9 protein-coding genes are annotated in these 23,009 nt (G+C 42.4%); 6 read left to right on the top strand and 3 right to left on the bottom strand.

What is annotated here, in order from left to right; genetic code table 11:
• Positions 1-22 precede the first annotated feature (22 nt).
• The 3 genes from ACYRY3_RS18315 (at position 23) to ACYRY3_RS18305 (ending at position 7,195) form a co-directional block, all read left to right on the top strand.
• Entirely contained in the window at positions 23-679 is a 657-nt protein-coding gene (locus ACYRY3_RS18315) for a helix-turn-helix domain-containing protein (protein ID WP_460203042.1), read from the top strand.
• A gap of 409 nt (positions 680-1,088) precedes the next feature.
• Complete coding sequence (locus tag ACYRY3_RS18310; RefSeq protein WP_460203041.1) at positions 1,089-3,305, top strand: CHAT domain-containing protein; 2,217 nt, start codon at positions 1,089-1,091, stop codon at positions 3,303-3,305.
• A gap of 227 nt (positions 3,306-3,532) precedes the next feature.
• Positions 3,533-7,195: a hypothetical protein gene (locus ACYRY3_RS18305; protein ID WP_460203040.1), complete on the top strand. Its 3,663-nt coding sequence runs from the start codon at positions 3,533-3,535 to the stop codon at positions 7,193-7,195.
• A gap of 137 nt (positions 7,196-7,332) precedes the next feature.
• Here ACYRY3_RS18305 and menD read toward each other — a convergent pair whose 3' ends face one another.
• Positions 7,333-9,102: a 2-succinyl-5-enolpyruvyl-6-hydroxy-3-cyclohexene-1-carboxylic-acid synthase gene (menD, locus tag ACYRY3_RS18300; RefSeq protein ID WP_460203039.1), complete on the bottom strand. Its 1,770-nt coding sequence runs from the start codon at positions 9,100-9,102 to the stop codon at positions 7,333-7,335.
• Between the two features lie 126 nt (positions 9,103-9,228).
• On the opposite strand from menD, the gene folB reads away from it, so the two are divergent.
• Complete coding sequence (folB, locus tag ACYRY3_RS18295) at positions 9,229-9,597, top strand: dihydroneopterin aldolase (protein WP_460203038.1); 369 nt, start codon at positions 9,229-9,231, stop codon at positions 9,595-9,597.
• 162 nt (positions 9,598-9,759) lie between these two features.
• Here folB and ACYRY3_RS18290 read toward each other — a convergent pair whose 3' ends face one another.
• Positions 9,760-10,407 carry a hypothetical protein gene (locus tag ACYRY3_RS18290; protein WP_460203037.1) on the bottom strand — a complete coding sequence of 216 codons (648 nt, stop codon included), beginning with the start codon at positions 10,405-10,407 and terminating at the stop codon, positions 9,760-9,762.
• Between the two features lie 235 nt (positions 10,408-10,642).
• On the bottom strand, positions 10,643-12,103 hold the full coding sequence (locus ACYRY3_RS18285; protein ID WP_460203036.1) for an RtcB family protein: 1,461 nt from the start codon (positions 12,101-12,103) through the stop codon (positions 10,643-10,645).
• A 1,246-nt stretch (positions 12,104-13,349) separates the two neighbouring features.
• Here ACYRY3_RS18285 and ACYRY3_RS18280 point away from each other — a divergent pair.
• Both ACYRY3_RS18280 and ACYRY3_RS18275 read left to right on the top strand, forming a co-directional pair.
• A complete protein-coding gene (locus ACYRY3_RS18280) occupies positions 13,350-14,123 on the top strand; it encodes a hypothetical protein (RefSeq protein WP_460203035.1) in 774 nt (257 codons plus the stop codon).
• Between the two features lie 214 nt (positions 14,124-14,337).
• Positions 14,338-23,009 (top strand): Ig-like domain-containing protein (locus ACYRY3_RS18275; RefSeq protein WP_460203034.1); only part of this gene is annotated, 8,672 nt, incomplete at its 3' end.

The raw sequence follows: 23,009 nt of genomic DNA, 5'->3' as shown, positions 1-23,009 counted from the left end.
CTCAGCCAAGGAGGCAAAAAACATGACTGAAAACTCCATAAACTGGGATTCGATACGTGCTGATTTGTTATCAGATCCAGCGTTCAAAGCAGAGTATGATGCGTTAGAGGCAGAATTTGACATTGCTAGTCGGCTCATTGCTCTCAGAAGTGAAACAGGGCTTACCCAGCGGCAGTTTGCGGCAAGGGTAGGAATGAAGCAATCCCAACTAGCAAGGATTGAATCAGGCAAACAAATCCCTAAACTGGAAACTTTAGCAAAAATTGCGGCGGCTGCAGGTTACACTATTGAAGTTCATTTTATTTCCCAGCCGGAAACAGAAAAGCCAAAAATTAAACCATTGAAGATAGATTTATCTGATATTGATTCTGCCTCATGCTCACAATCAACTATCTCGGTATTAAAGTCTGTTACTGATTTTTTAGAAAGTAACGACCCAGTTGCGGTGAAAGTTAGGAAACAGCTAGAAAGCAAATCTATTTCAGAAACCGCAGCAAATTTAGAAAAATGCTTTCACATTCCTGATGAAGATGATAGGCTTTGCGAAGTCAAAAAAGTTTTAGCAGGTGGTGTTACTGGTAGCGATCGTTTTCGTAATTCGAGTCATACAAAAAATGACATCGAGCTACTCGACTTAGCAGAACAACTGTTGGAAAAGTTGTCAGAAATTATCCCTTAAGCATCTGATTAGATACTAGTTAATACAGCATAGGTATTTATGTAAATAGAAAAAAGTAACAACATTAAGAAACAATTTTATTACAGTGTGATAAATAACCGAATGCTACTTTTTTATCGCCAAAATATCACCTATTAAAAAATCACTAAGACGAGGCAGCGCGTTGCTCTAGTTTCTAGAGTTGTAATCACCACAGCTGCCAAGAACACTAAGGTTCAACATGGGTTAAATTTTGTACTGGGAAAAAATTAATGATTATAGTGCTAAATACAATCAAAGCATTTTTCAATCAAGCACATTAACAATATTTGATTATCTTTTCTGTTATTTTCACAAAATTAATATGAATCATTATAGTAAGAAAATACAAAATCAAATTTACAAAACACGGAAATTATATTTTGATTTTTTGTTTAACTTATTTGAAATACTGAACGAAAGTGAAAACGAAAGCCAACTATTAAAGCAATTCCTGAAAGAAAATCTAGATAAACTGGATGACAGCTTGCCTCAGATTTTACAAGATTGGGCAACAGAACTTTTAACTGTAGCAACACCAGAAGAAGCAAAAGCAAGGGGTGAAGAAATAGGTAATTTTAGTGATATCATTCGAGAGCTTAGTTTTGGTAGTAGGGCAAATAATCGAGAGCTTAGTTTTGGTAGTAGGGCAAATAATATAGATATTGCGGTAACTGGTTATAAAATCGCTGTTCAAATTTTTACCTATTACGAATGCCCAGAACAATGGGCTCGGTTCCAAAATAACACCCAAAACAATTTGGGTGTTGCATACCAGGAACGCATACAAGGTAATCCAACAGAAAATCTGGAACAAGCACTCATCTGCTATAAAAAGGCATTACAAGTTTACACTTTCAATGCCTTTCCTATGGACTGCCTAAGAACTGGAAGGAACATGGGTGATGCTGCATTTAGTGTAAGATTATGGTTAACAGCAATTGAAAGTTACACTGCTGCTATTAATGCTGTAGAAAAACTTCGCAGTTGGTCAAGCTCTGAATTACGACGTCAAAAAATTCTGAAAGATGCTCTCGACATTTATGCCAACATGGTTCAAGCTTGCATCAATGCAGGACAAATCGAAAAAGCCTTTGAATACGCAGAACGATCGCGATCTAAACGTTTAGTAGATTTAATGGTAAGTCACGACCTCTACAAAGCAGGTGAAATTCCTCCAGAAGTAGAGAATTTATTGCAACAGTACAACGACTTACAACAGAAAATTGATGAAGAACGCGATCGCACTGGCAAGAACAAAGGTAGTTCAAACACTCGGGCTACATGGCAAGCCTACAATCAAGCAGTAGCAACCTTAGAAACTGCCAAACAAAAAATTTGGGAAAACATTAGACGTTTAGACCCCGTTCTGGCTGGTGAAATTCAGGTGGCTGCCCTGGACTTTGCTCAAATGCAACAACTGATTGACCAGCCTACTACTGCTATCCTAAGTTTTTATACTACAAGCAACGATACCCATATTTTTGTCCTGCAGCAAAACCAAATTACCTTGCATACTTGTATGGGACAAGGTTTAGAGACATTGCAAAACTGGATTTTTCAAAACTGGTTGATTGCTTATGTTAGCGATCGTGACAATTGGACAAACCAAATCAACACTATTCTGGACGAACTCGCTCAACGGCTGCAACTTACTGATTTAATTGTTCAACATCTTAAGGGAATTGAAGAATTAATTGTAGTACCTCACCTAACACTGCATCAGATTCCCTTTGCTGCTTTGCCTATTAAAGACCATGAATATCTGGGTGATAAATTCCTAATTCGCTACATCCCCAGCTGCCAAATTCTTGAATTTTGCCAAGAACGCGGTGAAGTTGCAAACGCTCTCTCCTACGGTCTTGTTGAAGATGCCAACAATAACCTTCCATGTGCAAATTTTGAAGGCGAACAAATTGCCCAGTTATACAATATTCCCTTAAATAGAAGATTAAGAGGTACCAGCCAAGCTACCAAAGCCAAATACCGCCAGCTTGCCGAACAAGTTCAAGTGCTTCACTCGTGTCATCATGCCGAGTCTTGCCTCTACGAACCTTTAGAATCCGTGCTTAAGTTGGGAGATGGTGACATCACTTTGGGGCAGTTGATGACTCCCAGCTGGCGGTTGCCCAATCTTTCCGATGTGTTTCTTGCTTGCTGTGAGACCCATTTAGGAATCCCATCGCTTACAGATGATATTCTTACCCTCTCTACTGGCTTTTTATGTGCAGGTGCTAGAAGCGTTTTGAGCACATTATGGTCAGTCAATGATTTAGCGACAGGGCTATTTTCCAGTTTTTACTATCAACATCGCAAACATGGTAAAAGTCGCCCAACCGCTTTACAGCAAGCTCAAATTCAACTGCGATCGCTCTCTAAAGAAGATATCAAACAAATTTCCCAACAAGCACTTGCTATTTGGAGAGAAGCCAGAAAAAAAATTAGTCAATACCCACCTGATTCTCAAGAGTATTTGGAATGGCATAGTAAATATCAAGCTTACGGTCGCGTACTTGAACCACTTAATACAGCCAAAAACTCCCAAGAGCAATTTCCCTTTTCTCACCCCTGCTATTGGTCAGCTTTTATATGCTCTGGGCTAAGGTGACATCAAATGAAGCAATATTCACAGCATCGAGTTGCTCTTTCAATATCGGCTGGAATTGAATTAGAAGTCATTGATTTAATTTTGAATACGCTCGTGCTTTTAGTAAAAGCATCATCTGTTCTAATGAGCTTTACACAGCGATCGCTAATTATAATTATAATAAAACAATACTCAACAAGTCACCTAATATATAAATTTTGACAATACTGTAGGTAATATTTAAACAAATGTGGAAAATTAACTCCTATGACATTTTCTCTTTAAGAACACCAGGTGGTGAGCGCTTCACCGAGTTTGTTGATTCATTAATCCGAAGTGAAGCCTACACTGAGGGTGTACAACTATCAGAAATATCAACCAACTTACGTACTAATTTGGGTGACAAAGGAGTTGATACCGAAGTTCGTCAACCCATGCCTGGTAATCTTACAGGTTGGATGAACGTACCCACTTGCTGGCAATATAAAGCTACCAATTACAGTAATATATCTGATTCAGAGCTTCGCAAAGAGGTAAAAAAGCCGTACTCAAAACAGCTGATTCAGCAAGGATATGGTTATCGCTTTTGTATCTGTGACGATCTTCCCCCAGCCAAGAAAAATCAATGGGAGCAGATTCTTGATAAAGAAGTTAAAAAGCTAAACCCTTCTGCACCTCAATCTAGAGTAGTGACTGCATCCGATCTTGCTGCTTGGGCTAGCCAGCTTCCAGCAATTATTGTGTCATTCTTTAAACCCGATTTAATGCAATGTCTGAGTCTTGAAGACTGGGGAAAAACCATTACAAAACCAACATTTCAGTATGTTGAAGTAGAAGCATGGGCTGCTGTGAAACCAACTATTCTCGACCATGTCAACTTTAGCATTCCCTGTAAAAGTGTTATTTTTACACTTCAAGGTGAAGCGGGAGTTGGTAAAACTAGATTTGTCTATGAAGCTTTAGCTAGTATCGCGGGAGCAAACAACCTTGTCCTTTATGCTATTGATGACAAAGCATTATTAATAGCTTATTCATTAGTAAGGGATAAAGCTGTAAATCTTATATTGGTTGCTGATGAGTGTCTGCCTGAAACTCAATATGAATTAAAAACAATCCTCAAAGGTGAAACACAGCGTGCTAGAGTTATTTGTATTGATAATTCTGGAGAACGAATTGCTGACATTGGACAGGCATGGTTGGAAAGAATTCCTGAAAGAAATGTAGAGACTATCTTAGAGAAAAATTTTCCTAGAGTTCCAATAGATCGTCGTCTTGCATATGTCAATTTATCTCGTGGATTTGTAAGATTAGCTGCTGACTTATGCAGTCAAGATGATGAAATTGCTGCTCAAGGCAATATGGGCTCTATTTTGAGTGATGTTAGAAGTTACCTACGTAACCGTATCAATAGTGAAGAAAAATTGCAAATTATAGAAGCTATCTCTCTATTCAGCAAAGTAGGATATCGTGATGATGTTAAAGAAGAGCTAGACATTCTATGTGAGATTCTGAAACTAGAGAGGACTAAAATTTTAGAAATTGCTCAACAATTGAAAGATGCTCCAGGATTTATTGCTTTTGCAGGAAGATATCTTTACATTACTCCTGGAATCATTGCTCAAGTGTCATTTGCAGGAGCATGGAAGCGATGGGTGGAATATAACCCGCCTGAATTTTTGACCAAAATTCCCAATTCACTTCTAGACTCTTTTCTCAATCGTGTCTCTACTAGCGCTTCCCAGGAGGTGCGCCGCATTGTTGGCGAATTTTTTCGGAATTGGACTGCCCAGATTCAACCGATTGATTTAAGCGATAGTTCAATAGTAGATAAATTTGTAGTCTTAGTAGAAATTTACCCCGATCGCTATTTGCCATCTCTAGCACGTTTAATTGATAGAGCTTCTCACGATGAACTATTGAAAATATCTGGGGAACATAGAGGAACAAGGCGTTCCTTAGTACGGTTAGCAAAGCGAATGTCAGCATTTCCTGAGTTTTTCCAATATGGAGAATCCATTTTATGGAAACTAGCCCTTGCGGAAACGGAATTTAATTTGGCTAACAACGCTACACATACCTGGCAAGACTTATTCCAGATTTTCCTATCTGGTACAGCTGTGCCTTTTGCTGAAAGAATGGATTTATTAGAGCGAAGATTATTCACAGAAGATAAAGCGCAAATAGATTTGGCATTAAAAAGCTTGAGTAGAGCTTTTGATACAAGAGGTTCGCGTGTATTAGGAGCGCCTGTGGTTGCTGGGCGCATTCCTCCTAAAGATTGGAAACCTCATACAGAATTAGAGTTTCAACAATGTTTGGATAAAGCCATGGATGTTTTATCAAAAGCAGTAAGAAGTGATATTTCCAGTATCCGTATTGGTGCATTGAGTGTAACAATAGAGCATTTACCAACTCTTCTAGCTTATGGGTATCTAGAGGAGGTAAAAGCTATGTTTCCGGCTAATACTGTATCTCAAGATATTTTGGTATCCCTAATTAGGAAACTAGAGGATATATTGCATATCCGTTCAGATACATCAAAAGAAGTGCGAGAATGGTTACAAAACCTTATACCTAATAACTTTCATGGAAGATTGATACAGACTGTTGGTAAATCTCCTTGGGGATACTCCTTTGAAGGTAGCCAAGAAGCTTGGCAAAATGAAATTAACAGTATTGCCCAACAGTTGTGTGAGCAGCCAGAACTTCTAGAAGCCGAAATGGCATGGCTTTGTTCACCGCAAGCAATGAGTGTTTGGGACTTGGGTAACGCTATGGGAGCATATGATGCCAATGCAGCTTGCTTGGAGATCGTCATGGGTGCTGTAGAAGAAACACAAGCTACTGGTTTAGCAAGGGAATATATAGGAAGTTTGCTTAGAAATCATCCCGAGCATAGTACTGTAGTCAATGAGTGGATAGACAAACTTGAAATTCAAACACCTGCAATAGCTTATGACTTGTTTAAAGCAGGTGGTGATGCTACCAAAGTTGTTGAGAGAGCATTAAAACTCGTTGATGCAGGTATTTTGTCGTTGGATTACCTGGGTGGTTTTAGCTTTGGCATTGTTGGAAGACCACTTTATAAATCCGAGTTCTATGAAATCCTTAAAAGGTTAGCTAGTTCAGTCAAAAATGGACAAAATTTACCAGTTACTCAAGTAGCTATCAAGTTGATTGCCTATCGACTGCAGAATGAGCAAAGTGAGAACCAAGAATCTACTTTAGGGGATGCAGCCATCACCAATCTCATATGGGAACTACTTGAAGTAACTGCTAAAGGAGATAGTGGAGATGTATACCATTGGGATAAAATTTTGAGAAGATTGGCAACAATTGATGTAAATCGGACAGCAAAAATTGCTAGTTTGGCTCTCGTTAGTGAAAGCGATTCACAAAAAAACAGTGCCGAACAAATTTTAGTTGACCTTGCTAAATCTTATCCCGAAGTAGTTATGCAAAATGTTGGAGAAGTAATACTGGATGAAGAATACAGATGGTACTTCTCCATCGAGAAATATCGCTTTCTCATACAAAATCTTCCGCTTGATGCGATGAAAAAATGGCTATGCTCAGTTGGTACTTTGGGAGCACAAGTCATTGCTAGAAATCTCCCTATTCCCTATTTGGATGACAGTGGAAATCCGGTGGTACCCCCACTTACAGAATTTGTTTTATCAGAATTTGAAGAGGACGATACTATCTTTCAACAGTTCTGTTCGGGTTCACACAGCTTGCAAGTTTATATGGGTGATATAGCATCTCAAAAGAGAAAAGAAGCAGAAATAGCCATAAAGTTTCTTCATCATCCATTGCGGAGAGTTAGAGAATGGGCAGAATACGAGATTTCAAATTGTGAGCAGGATGCCGAAATGTGGCGTCAAATTGATGAAGAATACATGATAGGTTAATGACTCGTGTTATGCGCGAAGATTAGCAATGAATTAACCGCCAAAACGCAAAGAGCGCAAAGGAAAAGAAATCGCATAACCTAACAAATAACGGGTTTTGTTGGGTTTCGTTCCTCAACCCAACCTACGTTCATCCTTCATCCTTCATACTTTAAACAAAAGTTACCCAAATTCTCCTTACGCCATTTAGCATCTGCTTTGCGATTGGTTCGCAACTCCAAAACTCGAATTCCGTTGCTTGGAAGTGGGTTTAGTTTCTCTTGCAAGTGTTGCCAAGAAGTTATCAATTCATACTCAATACTGTAAGTGGCACATAATTGAGCAAAATCTATATCTTGGGGAGTTCCAAAAAATTCTTCAAATGGGGGTTCAAATTGAGCAATGGGTAACATTTCAAAAATTCCCCCTCCATTGTTGTTAATGAGAATGATAGTTAAATGCCCGACAAATTTGTTGCGGATTAAAAATCCATTGGTGTCGTGCAATAAAGCTAAATCTCCTGTTAACATCACGCTACTCTGATGGCAATGGGCAATTCCCAAAGCAGTGGATAATGTTCCATCAATGCCATTTGCACCTCTGTTAAAGAAGGGTCGCACACCTAATTGATTGGGTTTCCAAAAATATTCAACATCCCGCACTGGCATACTGTTAGCAATGAATATGGGCGTTCCTGCTGGTAATGTTTGAGAAAGCAACCAGGCGGCTTTTCCTTCAAATAACTCTTCCATTGTTTCTAAGGTGCGGTCAACGGTAGCCCTAACTTTTGCTTCTGCTGTCAGCCACTTTTGCAGGTAAGAGTCGGAGGAGGAATTTTGTTCCTTCTCCTTGTCTCCCCATGTCTTCAATTTCTCTACACTGACGCGCAGGTGAGTTGTTCTACCGTGTAAGGGGTCGAGGTTTCGATCGCTTGGATCGATAACCCATCGTCGCGCTTCGGTATAAGTCAACCAGGAACGTAACTCTTTACTGGTGGGCATTTCACCGATTTGAATCGCTATGGACGGTGCAAGTTGTTTGGCAAAATCACGATCGCGCAAAATTAGGTCATAGGTAGAAATGATGTAGGGATTGAGGTCGGCATAGTTTCGGACTGGTGAAAGCCCTTCTGCAAGGACGGGAAATTTTAGAGTTTGGGCGAGGTATGCGATCGCGTTACAATATTCCCGTGGTTGTTGAGGTTGGGCAACACCAGCGATAATGATTCCCGTTTCAAATAGCCACTCGTGGAAAGGAAAGACAGAGGGGGAGAGGGATGCAGGGGGAGAGGTGTTTGTGATGTGGGAGAAGAAATCTTCTGAGTCAAACTGAGATTTTAGAGACGTGATATTTCCCGTCTCCCCATCTACACCAGGAAGCGGTGCAAGGGGGTCGCGGAAGGGTATATTAAGATGCACTGGTCCCGGTACGGGGTAAAGGGATTTTTCCCATGCATGAATCACTGTTTGCCGAAGATAAGCTAACATTCCCATTTCCAAGGAAGGGATAGCTAACTCTGTTTGCCAGTTTGGGTAAGTACCGTACAACTTCAACTGGTCTACAGTTTGCCCGGAATGACAATCGCGCAATTCTGATGGTCTATCGGCGGTTAACAACAGGAGTGGGATGCAACTCTCTTTTGCTTCAATGACTGCTGGGTAAAAATTTGCTCCGGCTGTTCCAGAGGTACAAACAATCGCGACAGGGCGTCCCGTGGCTTTCCCACGTCCCAAGGCAAAAAAGGCGGCGGAACGTTCATCCAGAATGGAAATGACTTCAATGTCAGGTGATTGCTGGGCAAAGGCGACTACCAGAGGCGTGGAACGAGAACCCGGACAAATCACGACACAAGCCAGCCCCAGTCGCCTCAATGTCTCAGCAAAAATTGATGCCCATACAGAATTGGTGTTTCTAAAATCAGTTGCCATTCGTACTTACTAAGCGATTTACCACTTAGTTATTTTTACTAGTTCTTTGGTAAGAAATGATTTACACTCTTGGTGGAATAACATTCTAGCAAGAGTACGTGCTATTCGGAAATAAGAGAAATTGACATGGACTGCATTCACTTAACAGGAATTCGTAGCTATGGCTACACTGGGTATTTACAAGAAGAACAGGTTCTGGGACAATGGTTTGAGGTAGATTTGAAACTTTGGCTGGATATGTCAAAAGCTGGTAAAACTGATGCTATCGAGGACACAGTAGACTACCGCAGTATTATCAGTTTGGTGCAAGACATAGTGAAGAAATCAAAGTTTGCCTTGGTGGAACGATTGGCAACTTTCATTGCTGATTCTATCCTAGAGTCGAGCGATCGCGTGACACAAGTTCAAGTGATTTTAACGAAACCTGCAGCCCCCATCCCAGACTTTGGTGGCAAAATTAGCATTGACTTGACTAGAGTAAAGTCCAAGGTGTAGAAAACAAAGCCAATGTTTCATAATTAGGTAGGAATGAAAAAAGGTAACTGGGAATGGTCGTCATTTGTCATTTGTCCTTAGTCATTTGTCCTTAGTCATTTGTAGGGTTTCTTGATGTATTTAAATTTTGTAACATAGTTCTGTTTATTCCCGCCCACTTACTTACTTTTGATTAATTTGTAAGAATGCCTGCAATTCTTTTTGTACTTTGGGCTGTTTGATGTAAATCTCTGCTGCTTCAATCAAATTGTTTATATTCTCTTTACTCACATCATCAAGGTCATCGCTCAACCGCTTGCCAGTCAAATGTCGGTCTAGCCTAAATTGTAGCCGTAAAAGACGATTTTGAATGACTTGATGGGTAATGTATTCATAAACGTCTGATGAGGCATCAAACAAAACATTGACAATTGGTTGTGCCCATTCTATTAAACCCCATCGGTGAACTTTTTCAAATGGAATGATTCGCGTAGCATCACCTGTCCCTATAGAGAGAACTGTAATATCTTCGAGGGAGTGACCCAACCGAAGTGCTTCAGCTACAGCACAACTAGAAGGGTTATTTGCAGCAACACCACCATCAATGGCAGAGTATATGGTTTGGATTGAATAGGTGGAGGTATTGTCAGGTACTACACTCCAGGGAGAATCTACGAATGCTTGTTTGACCATTCCCACATACTTTGCTATGGTCCGGGATTGGTCTTTTCCCGTACCACTGGTAATTCTCAAAATTTTATCATTGTATATACTTTCAGTTGAGGATGTCTCCTCATCCAAAAAAATACTTTGTGATGTGCCTTGTTGCACTGTTCCATTGATATTTTTCTCTAATTTATAGGCGGGAAAATATGTTGGCGCTGATGACGAGCAAGCACAAACTTCCCATAGAGTAATGTTTCCATAACCTTTGTCTTGACGCCAACTTTTGGCTAAAACCCTTACACTAAGGTCGATTTCACTTTATGCGCGAATTAGGGTGGCTGAAACCCCTATAAATTCGTTCTTAGAATTTCATCTTATGCGCGAACCCACAAATTACTGTTTAGCCCTTAATATTTCCAATGGGAGTTAACCTAACTACCCGTTTGCTAATTCCGGCTAACTCTGCGGCTTCAATCACATCTTCAATATCTTTGTAAGCTGCACCTGCTTCTTCAGCTAGCCCTGAGTGGGAGGTACTGCGGACATAAATACCCCGCTTTTGCATATCTTTTTGAAGTTGTTCTCCACGGTAAGTTTTTCGTGCTTTTGCCCGACTCATTGTACGTCCGCTGCCATGAGCAGTACTGTAAAAGGTCTGGTCACCACTGGATACACCAACTAATAAATAAGACCCAGTTTCCATGCTGCCACCAATAATCACTGGCTGACCTATATCTCTGTACTGTTCGGGAACATCTTGCATCTGAGGACCAAAGGCACGAGTTGCTCCTTTGCGATGTACGAGGAGCGATCGCTCTTTCCCATCAACTATATGGCGCTCTAATTTAGCAGTATTGTGAGCAACATCATAAACCATCTGCATACCCAATTCTTCTGCCGAATATCCAAAAATGTCAGAAAACACCTCTCGAACACGGTGCAAAATCACTTGACGGTTGGCAAAAGACATATTAATACCGCATTTCATTGCTGAAAAATATGCTTGACCTTCAGGAGAATTAAAAGGGGCGCAGGCTAATTCTCTATCCAAAATTTTGATGCCGTACTTACTCTCCATCACTTTTAAAAAGACTTGCAAATAGTCCGTTGCGACTTGATGTCCAAATCCCCGACTACCGCAGTGAAACATAACCACTACCTGATTTGGTATGGTAATTCCCAACCTCGCAGCTAATTCCTTATCAAAAATGTGTTCTGGTCGAGCAACTTGAATTTCTAAATAATGGTTACCAGACCCCAAAGTACCAATTTGATTGAAACCCCGGTCAATTGCTTTTTCACTTATTTTGGAAGAATCAGCGCCTTTTAAACATCCATGTTCTTCCATCAGTTCCAAATCTTTTTCCCATCCGTAGTTATTACGAACACACCATTGTGCGCCTTGTTCCACCACTTCCCGAAATTCATTGCGTGAGAGTTTCACAAAGCCTGTGCTTCCTACTCCTGCTGGAACTCTTTGATAGAGTTTATCTACCAGCTTTTTTATGTCGGGTTTTACTTCGTCGTAAGTCAGGTTTGTGACCAACAAGCGCATACCGCAATTAATATCGAAACCGATACCGCCGGGAGAAATCACACCCCCTTGTTCTATATCCATTGCCGCTACACCACCAATGGGAAAACCATAGCCAAAGTGCCCGTCAGGCATACACAAAGCGTACTTGGTTACCCCTGGAAGTGTTGCTACGTTCGTAACTTGGTCGTAAACGGCTTCGTCTAGTTCCTGAATTAACTTTTCTGTTGCATAAATTCGGGCAGGAACACGCATCCCTTCTTTGTAGGAAACGGGAACTTCCCAGATTGTGTCAGAAATTTTGTTTAAAAATTCTTTGATAGCCATTTTTATGAATTATGAAGTAAGTAATTAATTTTGATTAATATTAATAATAGTAAGTAGCTTAAATAAATTCAATGTAAGATACTTTCAGATTTCTAGTTACGATGCATATGTCCCCCGTTAGGGGTGCCGCAGGCTAGACAGCGAAACTACGAACATTTTATATTTTTTAGATTGAACTACTTAATATCAAAATATCTATTTACATTAAAAGTTATAATTTTGCATAACCTCTTCCTAAAGATGCGACTTAATCTAGATATTTTTCTACCTTAAGATTTACAAAAATATTGCTTTAACAGGAAAAAGGTACTCTTGTCAATTACAAGTAATATCAAGTCTGCTTAATTACTTATAATTCCCAATTCTAGCCTGTCCCAACTCTCCCAAAGTTTGGCTACGGTAATGGCGTACAAGTTGAATTTACCCCCTATCCACGCCACTTGCGGGACTATCGGGGAAACCGCTTTCTTCGCAGTGGCTCCCCCTAAAAAGGCTTATCTCAAAAAACCCTTTCTCCATAACAGTTTTGCAATTGTTAAGAAAGATGCGGGTAATGGATTGCCTTATAGAAGGAGAGAGATGAGAGAAAGGTTTTTCAGATCCCGTGAAAAGTAAGGTTAAGCATGAAGGCTTATCGTAGTTTTTGGTTACTACCATAAATATTGAGGTTTACGGACAGCAGGTAAAGGCTCATTGCTCGAATACGCCTGACTCAGGAAAAAAGCAGGACTGTCAGCTATTGCTAACTTTACATACAGCACATTTCAGGTAAATGAAGTAATATCGGTAGGGGCTCTCGGTCGTAAGCCTACCTTACGTCGGCACAGTGAGTGTTGGCGTAGCCTGTCCGCAGGACTTACGCCCTGACAACAATCTGTACCTCCTCCGCGTTACAATCTGCTGTATTCAAAACAAAATCCCCGACTATTTGTGAGAAGAATTTAAAAACCTTGCTAACAAATTCAGCGGTTTCACTGAATTTGTCTCATCCGGAAAATTTTCAGTAAAATTGCTCGTGTTTTTTATCATTGGGGTAATTTAATAATAAGAATAAGAACTGAATCGGCTCAAAGGAATTGCTCTCACCGATTCACCATCCCCACGCAGAAATACTCATTATCGCAGATTCAACTGCTAGACAGCATGGAACTGAGAAACCGGATGAAAACCAAAACCATTCGGTGTAGATTTGTGTGCCACTGAAAATCTGAATTCTGTACTTCTTAAAATTAGTGAAAGGAATCTCATGAGTCAACAACTCGTCGTTCAAGATTTAGTGATTGTCGTTGCTGCCAAAAACCATTCCCCTTCGATTCTCAACCCAGACTTCCTCAAATACAGTGGTATTGTTCCTCAAGATTGGAATTTGGCAAGACAGCCAATTTACACCAACAGTGCGGCTCAGGTGGTATTTACTAACGGAATTAGCATTATAGCCGAACCAAATCGAGTGATTTTCATCTCCCCTATTGGCGACAAGACAATGTCAGAATTGAACATTGCAGAAATTGCTCGCAAATACGTACAAACTTTGCCCAACGTAGAATATGAAGCTGTAGGTATCAATCCCAGGGGCTACGTTGCTTTTGCAGGCTCACCAGACGCAGCTCGCCTCTACATGGCCTCAACTCTACTGTGTCCCGGTGCTTGGCAATCCGAGGGCGATTCTCCCGTCAGAGCTTCACTCAATTTGGTTTACAAATTCCAACGCGCTCCTTTCTACCTGAGCATCACTGAAGCAGCACTGCGGAATGAAGATGAAACAACTACCCCAATTGTGATGTTTTCTGGCAGTTTTAGCTACGAACTAAGTGGTGAGTCTGGAGTCGAAAAAATTAGTGACTTGCATAAGTGCATCCAGAACTGGCAGACTGACTTGAACACTTACTCCGATATTATTAATCACAAATTTTTGAATACAATATCTTCTAGCTTAGCTGTAGCTTCTGAGGGCTCTACAGTTCCCATTCCTGCTACAGTTCCAGATTTATTGACTATGAATGCTGCTACAATAGCCTAGGAATTTAAATATGATTCCAGCAACTCTCAGAAAATGAAAACCTTAAATGAGCAGTGCTGGAAATTTTTCTTATAAATGAAATAATGAGTGCTACTTATGGTGACTTAAAGGGCTTGAGTGATGGATGGTGTGATTCAAAACTCAAGCCCATAAGTAGGATGAGAAGATTTGCTGTTCCGCAAAATAATTATTAATTACTACTAAAGGGTTAGTCATGGCTGGGACTGGAAGTTTTGGAACTAACGGTGCATCTGACAAAAATGATGGGTTGTTGCCACCTTCTCTATTAGAAAGCGCATCTTTAGCTGCACCGTTAGATGACAATTCATCTTTACTGGGGTTGCAAAACACTCTCAAAACCCCAAGTGGAGGCGACCTGCTTTCAAGTGAATTGGAGAGCCAAAAACCAGCCTCTACAACTCTTGACAATACAGCTAACTCCAGTACTCCTGCTGTCAATCCCTTTGAACAATCTTTCTTATTCAAACAACAGCCATATACTGCTGTTAAATTCCAACAACTCACACCTGTGAGTCAAAAGGATAAAGATGTCCTCACGGGTAGTGATAGCAATAACCCACTTGTGAACAGCCCGTCTAACGACCCGTTAACGGGTGTAAATCAGCAAACATTAACGGCTTCAACCCAGAATAGCCAAGGTCAAACAACCCCAACACCCGAAAGTCGGAAAACCAACTTTACGATTCGGACGGAAAAAACTATCACAATCAATGGTGGGGGAGATTTAGATGGCGAGCCAAAAGATTTGAGTGATGATGCACTCGTTTATGCAGGCAAAGGTTTTATATTTAACGGTAACCTGGTTTTGCCCGTACAGAGGGACAATGCTCTAAATCCAAAAACCGATAGTTCGGGTAAACTACTGTTGGTATATAATGCTGTTGCCGTAGCACCAGGTTACACAACTAGTATTGCTAACGGTTCTGCCAAACAGTATGCTCCTTTGATTCCCCCTGAAGTTGTCGAACAACTTTCAATCACTGTACCTGCGTATAGTGACCTCAAGCAGCAAGAACTCAGCCGCAAAATTCCATCAGGGACACCAACAGTTAGCTTTGACATTCGCCAAAACCCCATTAACAGTTCTTCAGATTGGTCGAAGAAGTTTCCACCTCCAGGCACGGCGAACAATCCTACTGTTGTCCGAGTCACAGGTGGAGGATTGAATATTCCTGCCAATGTCAGCTTAAACAACTATGTCATCATAGTTGAACAGGGAAATATTAACTTTAACGGTCGCGGTCATAATTTTAATCATGTTGTCTTAGTTGCTGAATCGGGCAACATAAATCTATCCAGTTTGCAAGCACGAGAATTGTCCGCCATAGCGAATGGCTCTATTAACATGAACGGTAACGCTCGCTTTGCTGGAGCAACGTTGTTGGCAACGGGCAGTAGTTCGGGTAGCATCACGTTTAATGGTGCAACGAAAAACACAGATGCCAGCAATAATGTTCGAGTCGTGTCCGGTGGCAGCATTATCTACAATGGTTCATCTGACACTCGCGGGTATTTCATGAGTGTTGGAGATTTCATCTTTAACGGCACTTCGACTTTACACGGCAAGATTAGTGCTAAGGGTGATATTACTTTCAACGGCAAAACGACAGTCATTCATCCTGACGCGATTCCACCTACTATTACCGCGACTCTGGCTAATGACACAGCACCGGGCGGCACAACGAACACCGACAGAATTACTTATGACCCTGCCATCACTGGAACTGTCGCTGACTCAAGCTCTATAGTAGAATTTCGTGCAGGCTTAAATAACACCCCTGTTGCTAACTATACAAACGTGACTGCCCAGCTTAAGGTTGATGGCAGTTTTACGTTTAATCGCGCTCAGCTAGAAGCTATTTATGGTGGTACACTGCCGGATGGCGTCCATACGTTGCACCTTGTGGCATCGGACTTATACGATAACTCCTCGAATGTTTTTGACCTGAGGTTTACCCTTGACACAAGTGTACTAACGCCCAACCAGCTCGATCTGTCCGCAATTGACGACAGTGGTGCTAGTAATACGGACAACATCACGAATAAAAATACACCGAATATTACAGGGAATGCCGAAGCTTTTGCTACAGTGCAACTGTTTGATGACAACCGATTGGTAGGTCAAACCACAGCCACGAATACAGGGGCTTGGCAAGTGACTACAAGCAGCTTAAGTGATGGCAACCGCAACCTGACAGCACGCGCCACTGATATCGCAGGAAATGTCAGCCAGCTTTCCCAACCGCTATCAGTCGCTATTGATACGGTGGCTCCCGATGCTCCCAGTAACTTGCGATTGACTCCTATGACTGACACTGGAGCTAGCAACAGCGATCTGATTACACTGAATCCGACGCCAACCATCACTGGAAATGCTGAGGCGGGGTCAACAGTACAGTTGTTCAAAGACGGACAGATATTAGGAACTGCGATCGCATCAAACACGGGTGAGTGGCAGCTACAAGTTGAACCTTTGGCTGATGGTGTCTATAATTTTACGGCGATTGCTGTTGACAAAGCTGGTAATGTCAGTTTGCTCTCTGACCAACTATCAATCACTATTGATACAACTATAGCTGCACCCAAGGATTTGGATTTGGTAGCTCATAGCGACAGCGGTTTTAACAATACTGACAACATTACCAACAACACTACACCAACCATTACAGGTATTGCTGATGCAGGGACAACAGTTCAGCTATTGAGTGACGGACAAGTTGTCGGACAGACGACTGCTAGTGCCAACGGAACGTGGTCAATCACTCCCTTCCCCCAAACTCAAGGAGTGCATACCTTGAGTGCTATTGCTAGTGACATCGCGGGCAATGTCAGCGCTGGCTCTGTGCCACTACAAATTACTATCGACGCCGTTTTGCCAGTCTTGACTCTCACAACTGGGGTTGATACTGCACCGCTTACACAAAAATCTCGACTTGTTGGTAGCGTGGATGGAACTGGGAGTGCAGTGACTTCCCTCTCCTACCGCTTCAATAACTTAGCAGAAATTCCCGTATCGTTTAACACTCAAGGAGCCTTCGACGAGCAGCTTGACTTTACTGGGGTACAAAATGGACAACATACCTTAACCATCACTACCACAGATACTGCAGGCAACGTTACGATCGCTCAGTATAACGTGACAATAGCCCTGGATAAAGATTCCCCTGCGATCGCGGCCTCTTTGGTACGCGATACGGCTATTAATGGAACTACTAACGCCGATGGTATTACCTTTGACCCAACCGTTAGGGGTACTGTCAGTGATGCAAATCGTGTGATTGAATTCCGGGCGAGATTTGATAACACCCCAATTCCAAACTTTGTCAATGTCACGGGACTACGTCAAGCAGATGGTAGCTTTAGTTTCGATCGCGCCCAACTAGATGCTATTTATGGAAGTACGCTACCGGATGGCAAGCACGTTCTGCACTTACAAGCAATAGATGAATACAATAATGTTTCGGACATCTTTGAGGTGAGTTTTACCCTGGATACGACTCCACCATTCGTCAAAGTGCCAGACTTACTAGAAACTGATGACACCGGAACTAACAATGCTGACAACATCACAAAGAACACTGCACCTGTTATTACTGGTAACGCCGAAGCTTTTGCAGTCGTAGAGTTGTTGAAAAATGGACAATCCATCGGTCAAACAACGGCAGATAGTACTGGCAATTGGCTCCTAGCAACTTCTTACAACGCTGATGGAACCTACAATTTCACTGCCACAGCCACTGACGTTGCAGGAAATGTTAGCAATTCAAGTGCATCATTGCAAGTTACCATTGATAGTGCCTTACCACAACTCACCCTCCAGACTCCGGTTGAGACTACACCTCTGACACCAGGAATGCGGCTCGTTGGTAGCGTCAATGGTACGGGGTCTGCGATCGCATCAGTTGAGTACCGCTTCAATAATTTACCCCCCGTTGCAGTCCCCTTGAGCACAACAGAAACCTTTGATAAAGAATTGGACTTGACTGGACTGGGCAATGGGGAGCACGCGCTGACTATCACCACCACTGATGTTGCTGGTAATACCAAGATTACTCAATACAACGTAACAGTTGCTATCGATAAAGATGCACCCGCGATCGCTGCTTCCTTGGTACGCGATACCGCACCTGGTGATACCACAAATGCGGATAACATCACTTTTGACCCCTCCATAAGCGGTACTGTCACAGATGCAAATCAAATTGTCCAGTTCCGTGCGGGTTTTGATAATGCTCCAGTTGCCAATTTTGTCAATGTCCTGCCCCAACTTCAAGCGGATGGTAGCTTTACTTTTAATCGCAACCAGTTAGAACAAATTTATGGCGGGCTTTTGCCTGATGGTTTTCATACCTTGCGTTTGCAGGCACAAGACCAGTACGGTAATACAAGCAGCATTTTTGATGTTGCCTTTACCCTCGACACGACCACAGATGCACCTACCCTCAACCTGTCTGCTACAAGTGATAGTGGTATTAGCAACAGCGATCGCATTACCAATGACGCCACCCCCACAATTATCGGAACCGCCGAGGCTGGTGCAACGGTGAAACTATTTAGCAGCAGTCAGTTGATAGGACAAACAACTGCGGCAGCGGATGGGACATGGCTTGTGACCACATCAGAATTAGCTCACGGTATACAGCAATTAAGCGCTACAGTCACAGATATTGCTGGCAATACGAATACCGGAACTGCTCTACAAGTTACAATTGATACTGTTAAGCCCCAATTAAATATAACTGCACCAATCAATCAAAGTTCTCTGCAACAGGGAGCTAAAGTGTCTGGTAGCGTCAACGAAACTCTCAGTGGGGTGGCTTCACTGGTTTATCGCTTCAACAACAACACTGAAGTGGCGATTGCATTTGATGCTACAGGTCGCTTTGACCAAGAACTCGATTTGGCTGGTCTGAACAATGGATCTCACATTCTGGCGATCGTTGCCACTGACAATGCTGGCAATGTGAGTGCAACTCAATATAATGTTACCGTTATTACCGATACTGTTGGACCTGCAATCTCGGCTACTTTAGTTAACGATACTGCTCCAGGTAATACCACTAACAAAGATTCGATTACTTATGACCCTACCATCAGTGGTACTGTCAGTGATGCTCATCGTGTCATTGAGTTTCGTGCAGGTTTTGACAGCACCCCCGACGTCGGGTTTATCAGTGTCTTGGCTGATTTGAAACCAGACGGGACTTTTAGCTTTGACCGCACTCGTTTAGAACAAATTTATGGCGGCACTTTACCGGATGGCATTCGGACGCTGCATCTGTTCGCCCGAGACGAATACGGCAATAATTCCAGCATTTTTGACTTTACTTTCAACTTTGACACCACTCCACCATCTGAACCCATCTTTAACCTGGGAGTTGCATCAGATTCCGGTACGCTGGCTGACAAGAAAACTAAGTTTGAAACTGTAACCTTGGTGGGTCAAACTGAGGCAAACGTGAGTGTGGTGTTAGAACAAACTCGTGCAGTCACAATATCCGATAGCAATGGCAAATTTACCTTTGCCAATGTCTCGTTGGCAATAGGAGACAATCTCTTCAGCGTGAGGGCGACGGATATTGCTGGCAATGAAAAGACCTTCTCCACAACTATCTACCGTTTGAGCCCTCCCACTGCCATTACTTTAGTTGGTAACACGGTAGCAGAAAACAGCGCTCCTGGGACACCCATCGGTCAATTGAGCAGCAGCGACCCGGATGCGGGAGACAGCTATACTTATACTTTGGCGGATGATGGAGGCGGGCGTTTCCGCATTGTGGGAAATGAGTTGCTTGTCGCCAATAGTCAGCTCTTAAATTTTGAAAGTAACTCCGAGCACTCTATTACAGTTCGTAGTACGGATGCTAGCGGCTTAAGTAAGACAGAGATTTTTACCATTAGTGTCACCAACGTTAACGAATCTCCTATCTTTACTAGCACTCCTTTTTACACGGCTAATGAAGGTAGCACTTACACCTACAATATTGTCACCATTGACCCAGATGCGGGAGATACTCGCAACATTACAACTATTAACCTCCCTACTTGGCTCAATTTAGTAGATAACGGTGATGGAACTGCAACTCTGAGTGGAACTCCCACTCAGGGGATCTTCAACATTGATTTAGCAGCAACTGATGCAGCAGGACTCAAGGGAAGCCAGTCCTTTATCATCTCCGTCAACCCTGTTAATTCAGACTCACCCTTAGTTGAAGAAACCAACTTTACAGCCAAGAGTGAAGTTAACTTCACAACGGGAGCAACTCCTTCCTTTATAAGCTTTAAGATTGACCCCAAGTTTGACAATCAAGATCCCAATTCAATCAATGATGCCTTTGAAGTGGCATTAGTTGATGTGAATGGAAACTCCTTGGTTCATACTGTTGCTAGCGGTCGAGATGCCTTCTTCAACTGGACTGAAGGCGAAGAAATTGCTCTGGGAGCAGGCACAAGTTATGATGCCACAGACCGCACTGTCAGTTTGAACTTGACTGGTATCACTCCAAATACTGATGCCAAACTGGTGTTCCGTCTGGTAAATAATGATGGCGACACAACAACCAGCGTCAGGATTTCAGATTTTGTTATAACTCCCGCACCAGAGGGTACGCAACTCCCAGTTCAAAAAGACTTTGAAAAGCAACCAATACAAGGGGCAACACCTAACTTTAACTTATTGAGCGATGTCTCTCAAAGCGTTGGTGCTGAGTACCACCGCACTACCTTTAATGCCGACACCAAGCTCCTGTATGCAGATATTGCCGTCCGCAATTCAGGCTCTTATAGCATTGATGCTCCGTTGCTTGTAGGCATTACAAATATTAGCGACCCCAGTGTCATAGTACGCAACTTTGATGGGTTGACACCTTTTGGTATTCCTTACTACGATTTCAGCAGTCTGGTAGCTGACAGCAAGCTTGACCCGAATGAACTGAGTGCTCAACGTTCCTTAGTATTCTACAATCCTCTTGGAGTGCAGTTTACCTACGACTTGGTGGTGCTAGCACAGTTAAATAAAGCGCCTGTTATTGAAACTAAGCCAAACACCGAAATCATTGGCTCTCAGTCCTACCGCTACGATGTCAAGGCGACTGACCCTAACTCTGATGTACTGACATATAAATTGCTGGTATCTCCAGAGGGGATGACCATTGACGAAAAGACTGGTGTCATTACCTGGGACACAGCAGCTACCAACAAAGGAAATCACGCGGTCTACCTGGAAGTCAGCGACAGTCGCGGTGGCGTTACAGAACAGCAGTGGACTTTATCAGTCATTGATGCACCGCCAAATCGACCGCCCATCTTCACTTCTACACCAGTCGTAGATGCAGCAATTAATACTCCCTATCAGTATGATGCGGATGCTATCGACCCAGACGCTGACAACTTGAGTTACAAGTTAGCACTCGGACCAGAGGGCATGATAGTCGATCCAACCACAGGTGAAGTCAAATGGACGCCACCATCTGTAATGGTATTTGGCGATACCGTACTAGGTCGGATTAACAATCCTGGTGAACAGGACGCATTCACTTTCAGCATGGTTTCGGGACAGCGTATTTACTTTGATTCACTTAAGTTTAGTGGTAACTACTGGGAATGGGCAGTGCGGATTTACAGCCCTAGTGGTCAGCTAGTGGTTAATTCTGATGCTAGATATGAAGGACCTCTTAACCTGACAGAAACTGGTAACTACCGCCTGGTGATTGATGGAAATGGTAGTGCGACTGGTGACTACGGCTTTAGCTTGCTTGACTTGGATGTTGTACCCATTGCGCCAATGGATAGCAACGAGACTGGCGTACTTAATCCAGGGTCAGAGGATGACGTGTACCGCTTCACAGGCATTGCGGGTCAACGGCTGTATTTTGACAGATTAAGTAATAATACTAATCTAGACTGGGTAATTTACGATGCAGGCAATCAAGTGATTCTCTCCAACAATTGGAATGACATGGAGATAGATCTGCCTGTTAATGGTGAATACATTCTGGCTTTAAGAGGTAGGGACAACATTAATCGCAATGTCCCTTACACTTTCCGTATTATTACCCCAAACACAAATTATAGCTCTTTAGAGTTGGGCAGTAACAATAATCCCTATATCGTTAGCGACAAAATTTCAGAAAAGGGAGAGCAAGATGTTTATACCTTCACTGGTAGTATTGGGCAACGTTTGTCGTTTGATACCATCACCAACGGTAACTACACAACTAGAGCCTACCTCTACAGTCCCAGTGGCATTACGATTTTTAACCGTGACCTGAGCGAACATAACGTAGGTCCGTTTACCCTCACCGAAAACGGCACTTATCGCTTAGTGATGGATGGGAATGGGGAAAGCACGGATGCTTACAGCTTCAGTATGCTGAATGTGAGTTCATCTCCTGTCATAGAGCTAGATACTGAAAAAAGCGATCGGCTTGACCCCGGTCAGAGAACACACTTTTATCAATTTGAGGGAAGTGCAAATCAGCGATTATTTTTCGATTCGCTCAAGGATGTCCCAAATACATACTGGGATTTGGTTGGACCGGGGAATCAGCTGCTTTACAACACCAATATGAGTAGTGACTTTGAGGTGACGCTCTCAAGCACAGGCACTTATACTCTGGCAATTTACGGTTTTAACGGTAGCCCTGTTGACTACCAGTTCCAGATTATTACCCCAGATACTAATACTGCATCGTTGACCTTGGGCAGTAATGATACTCCTCATATTATCAGCAATGCTATCTCTGAGAAGGGAGAGCAAGATGTTTATACCTTCACTGGTAGTATTGGACAACGTTTGTCGTTTGATACCATCACCAACGGTAACTACACAACTAGAGCCTACCTCTACAGTCCCAGTGGCATTAC

The sequence above is a fragment of the Scytonema sp. NUACC21 genome, assembly GCF_054684315.1.
The sequence above is the reverse complement of the archived record's forward strand: the minus strand, read 5'-3'. Positions and strand labels throughout refer to the sequence as shown.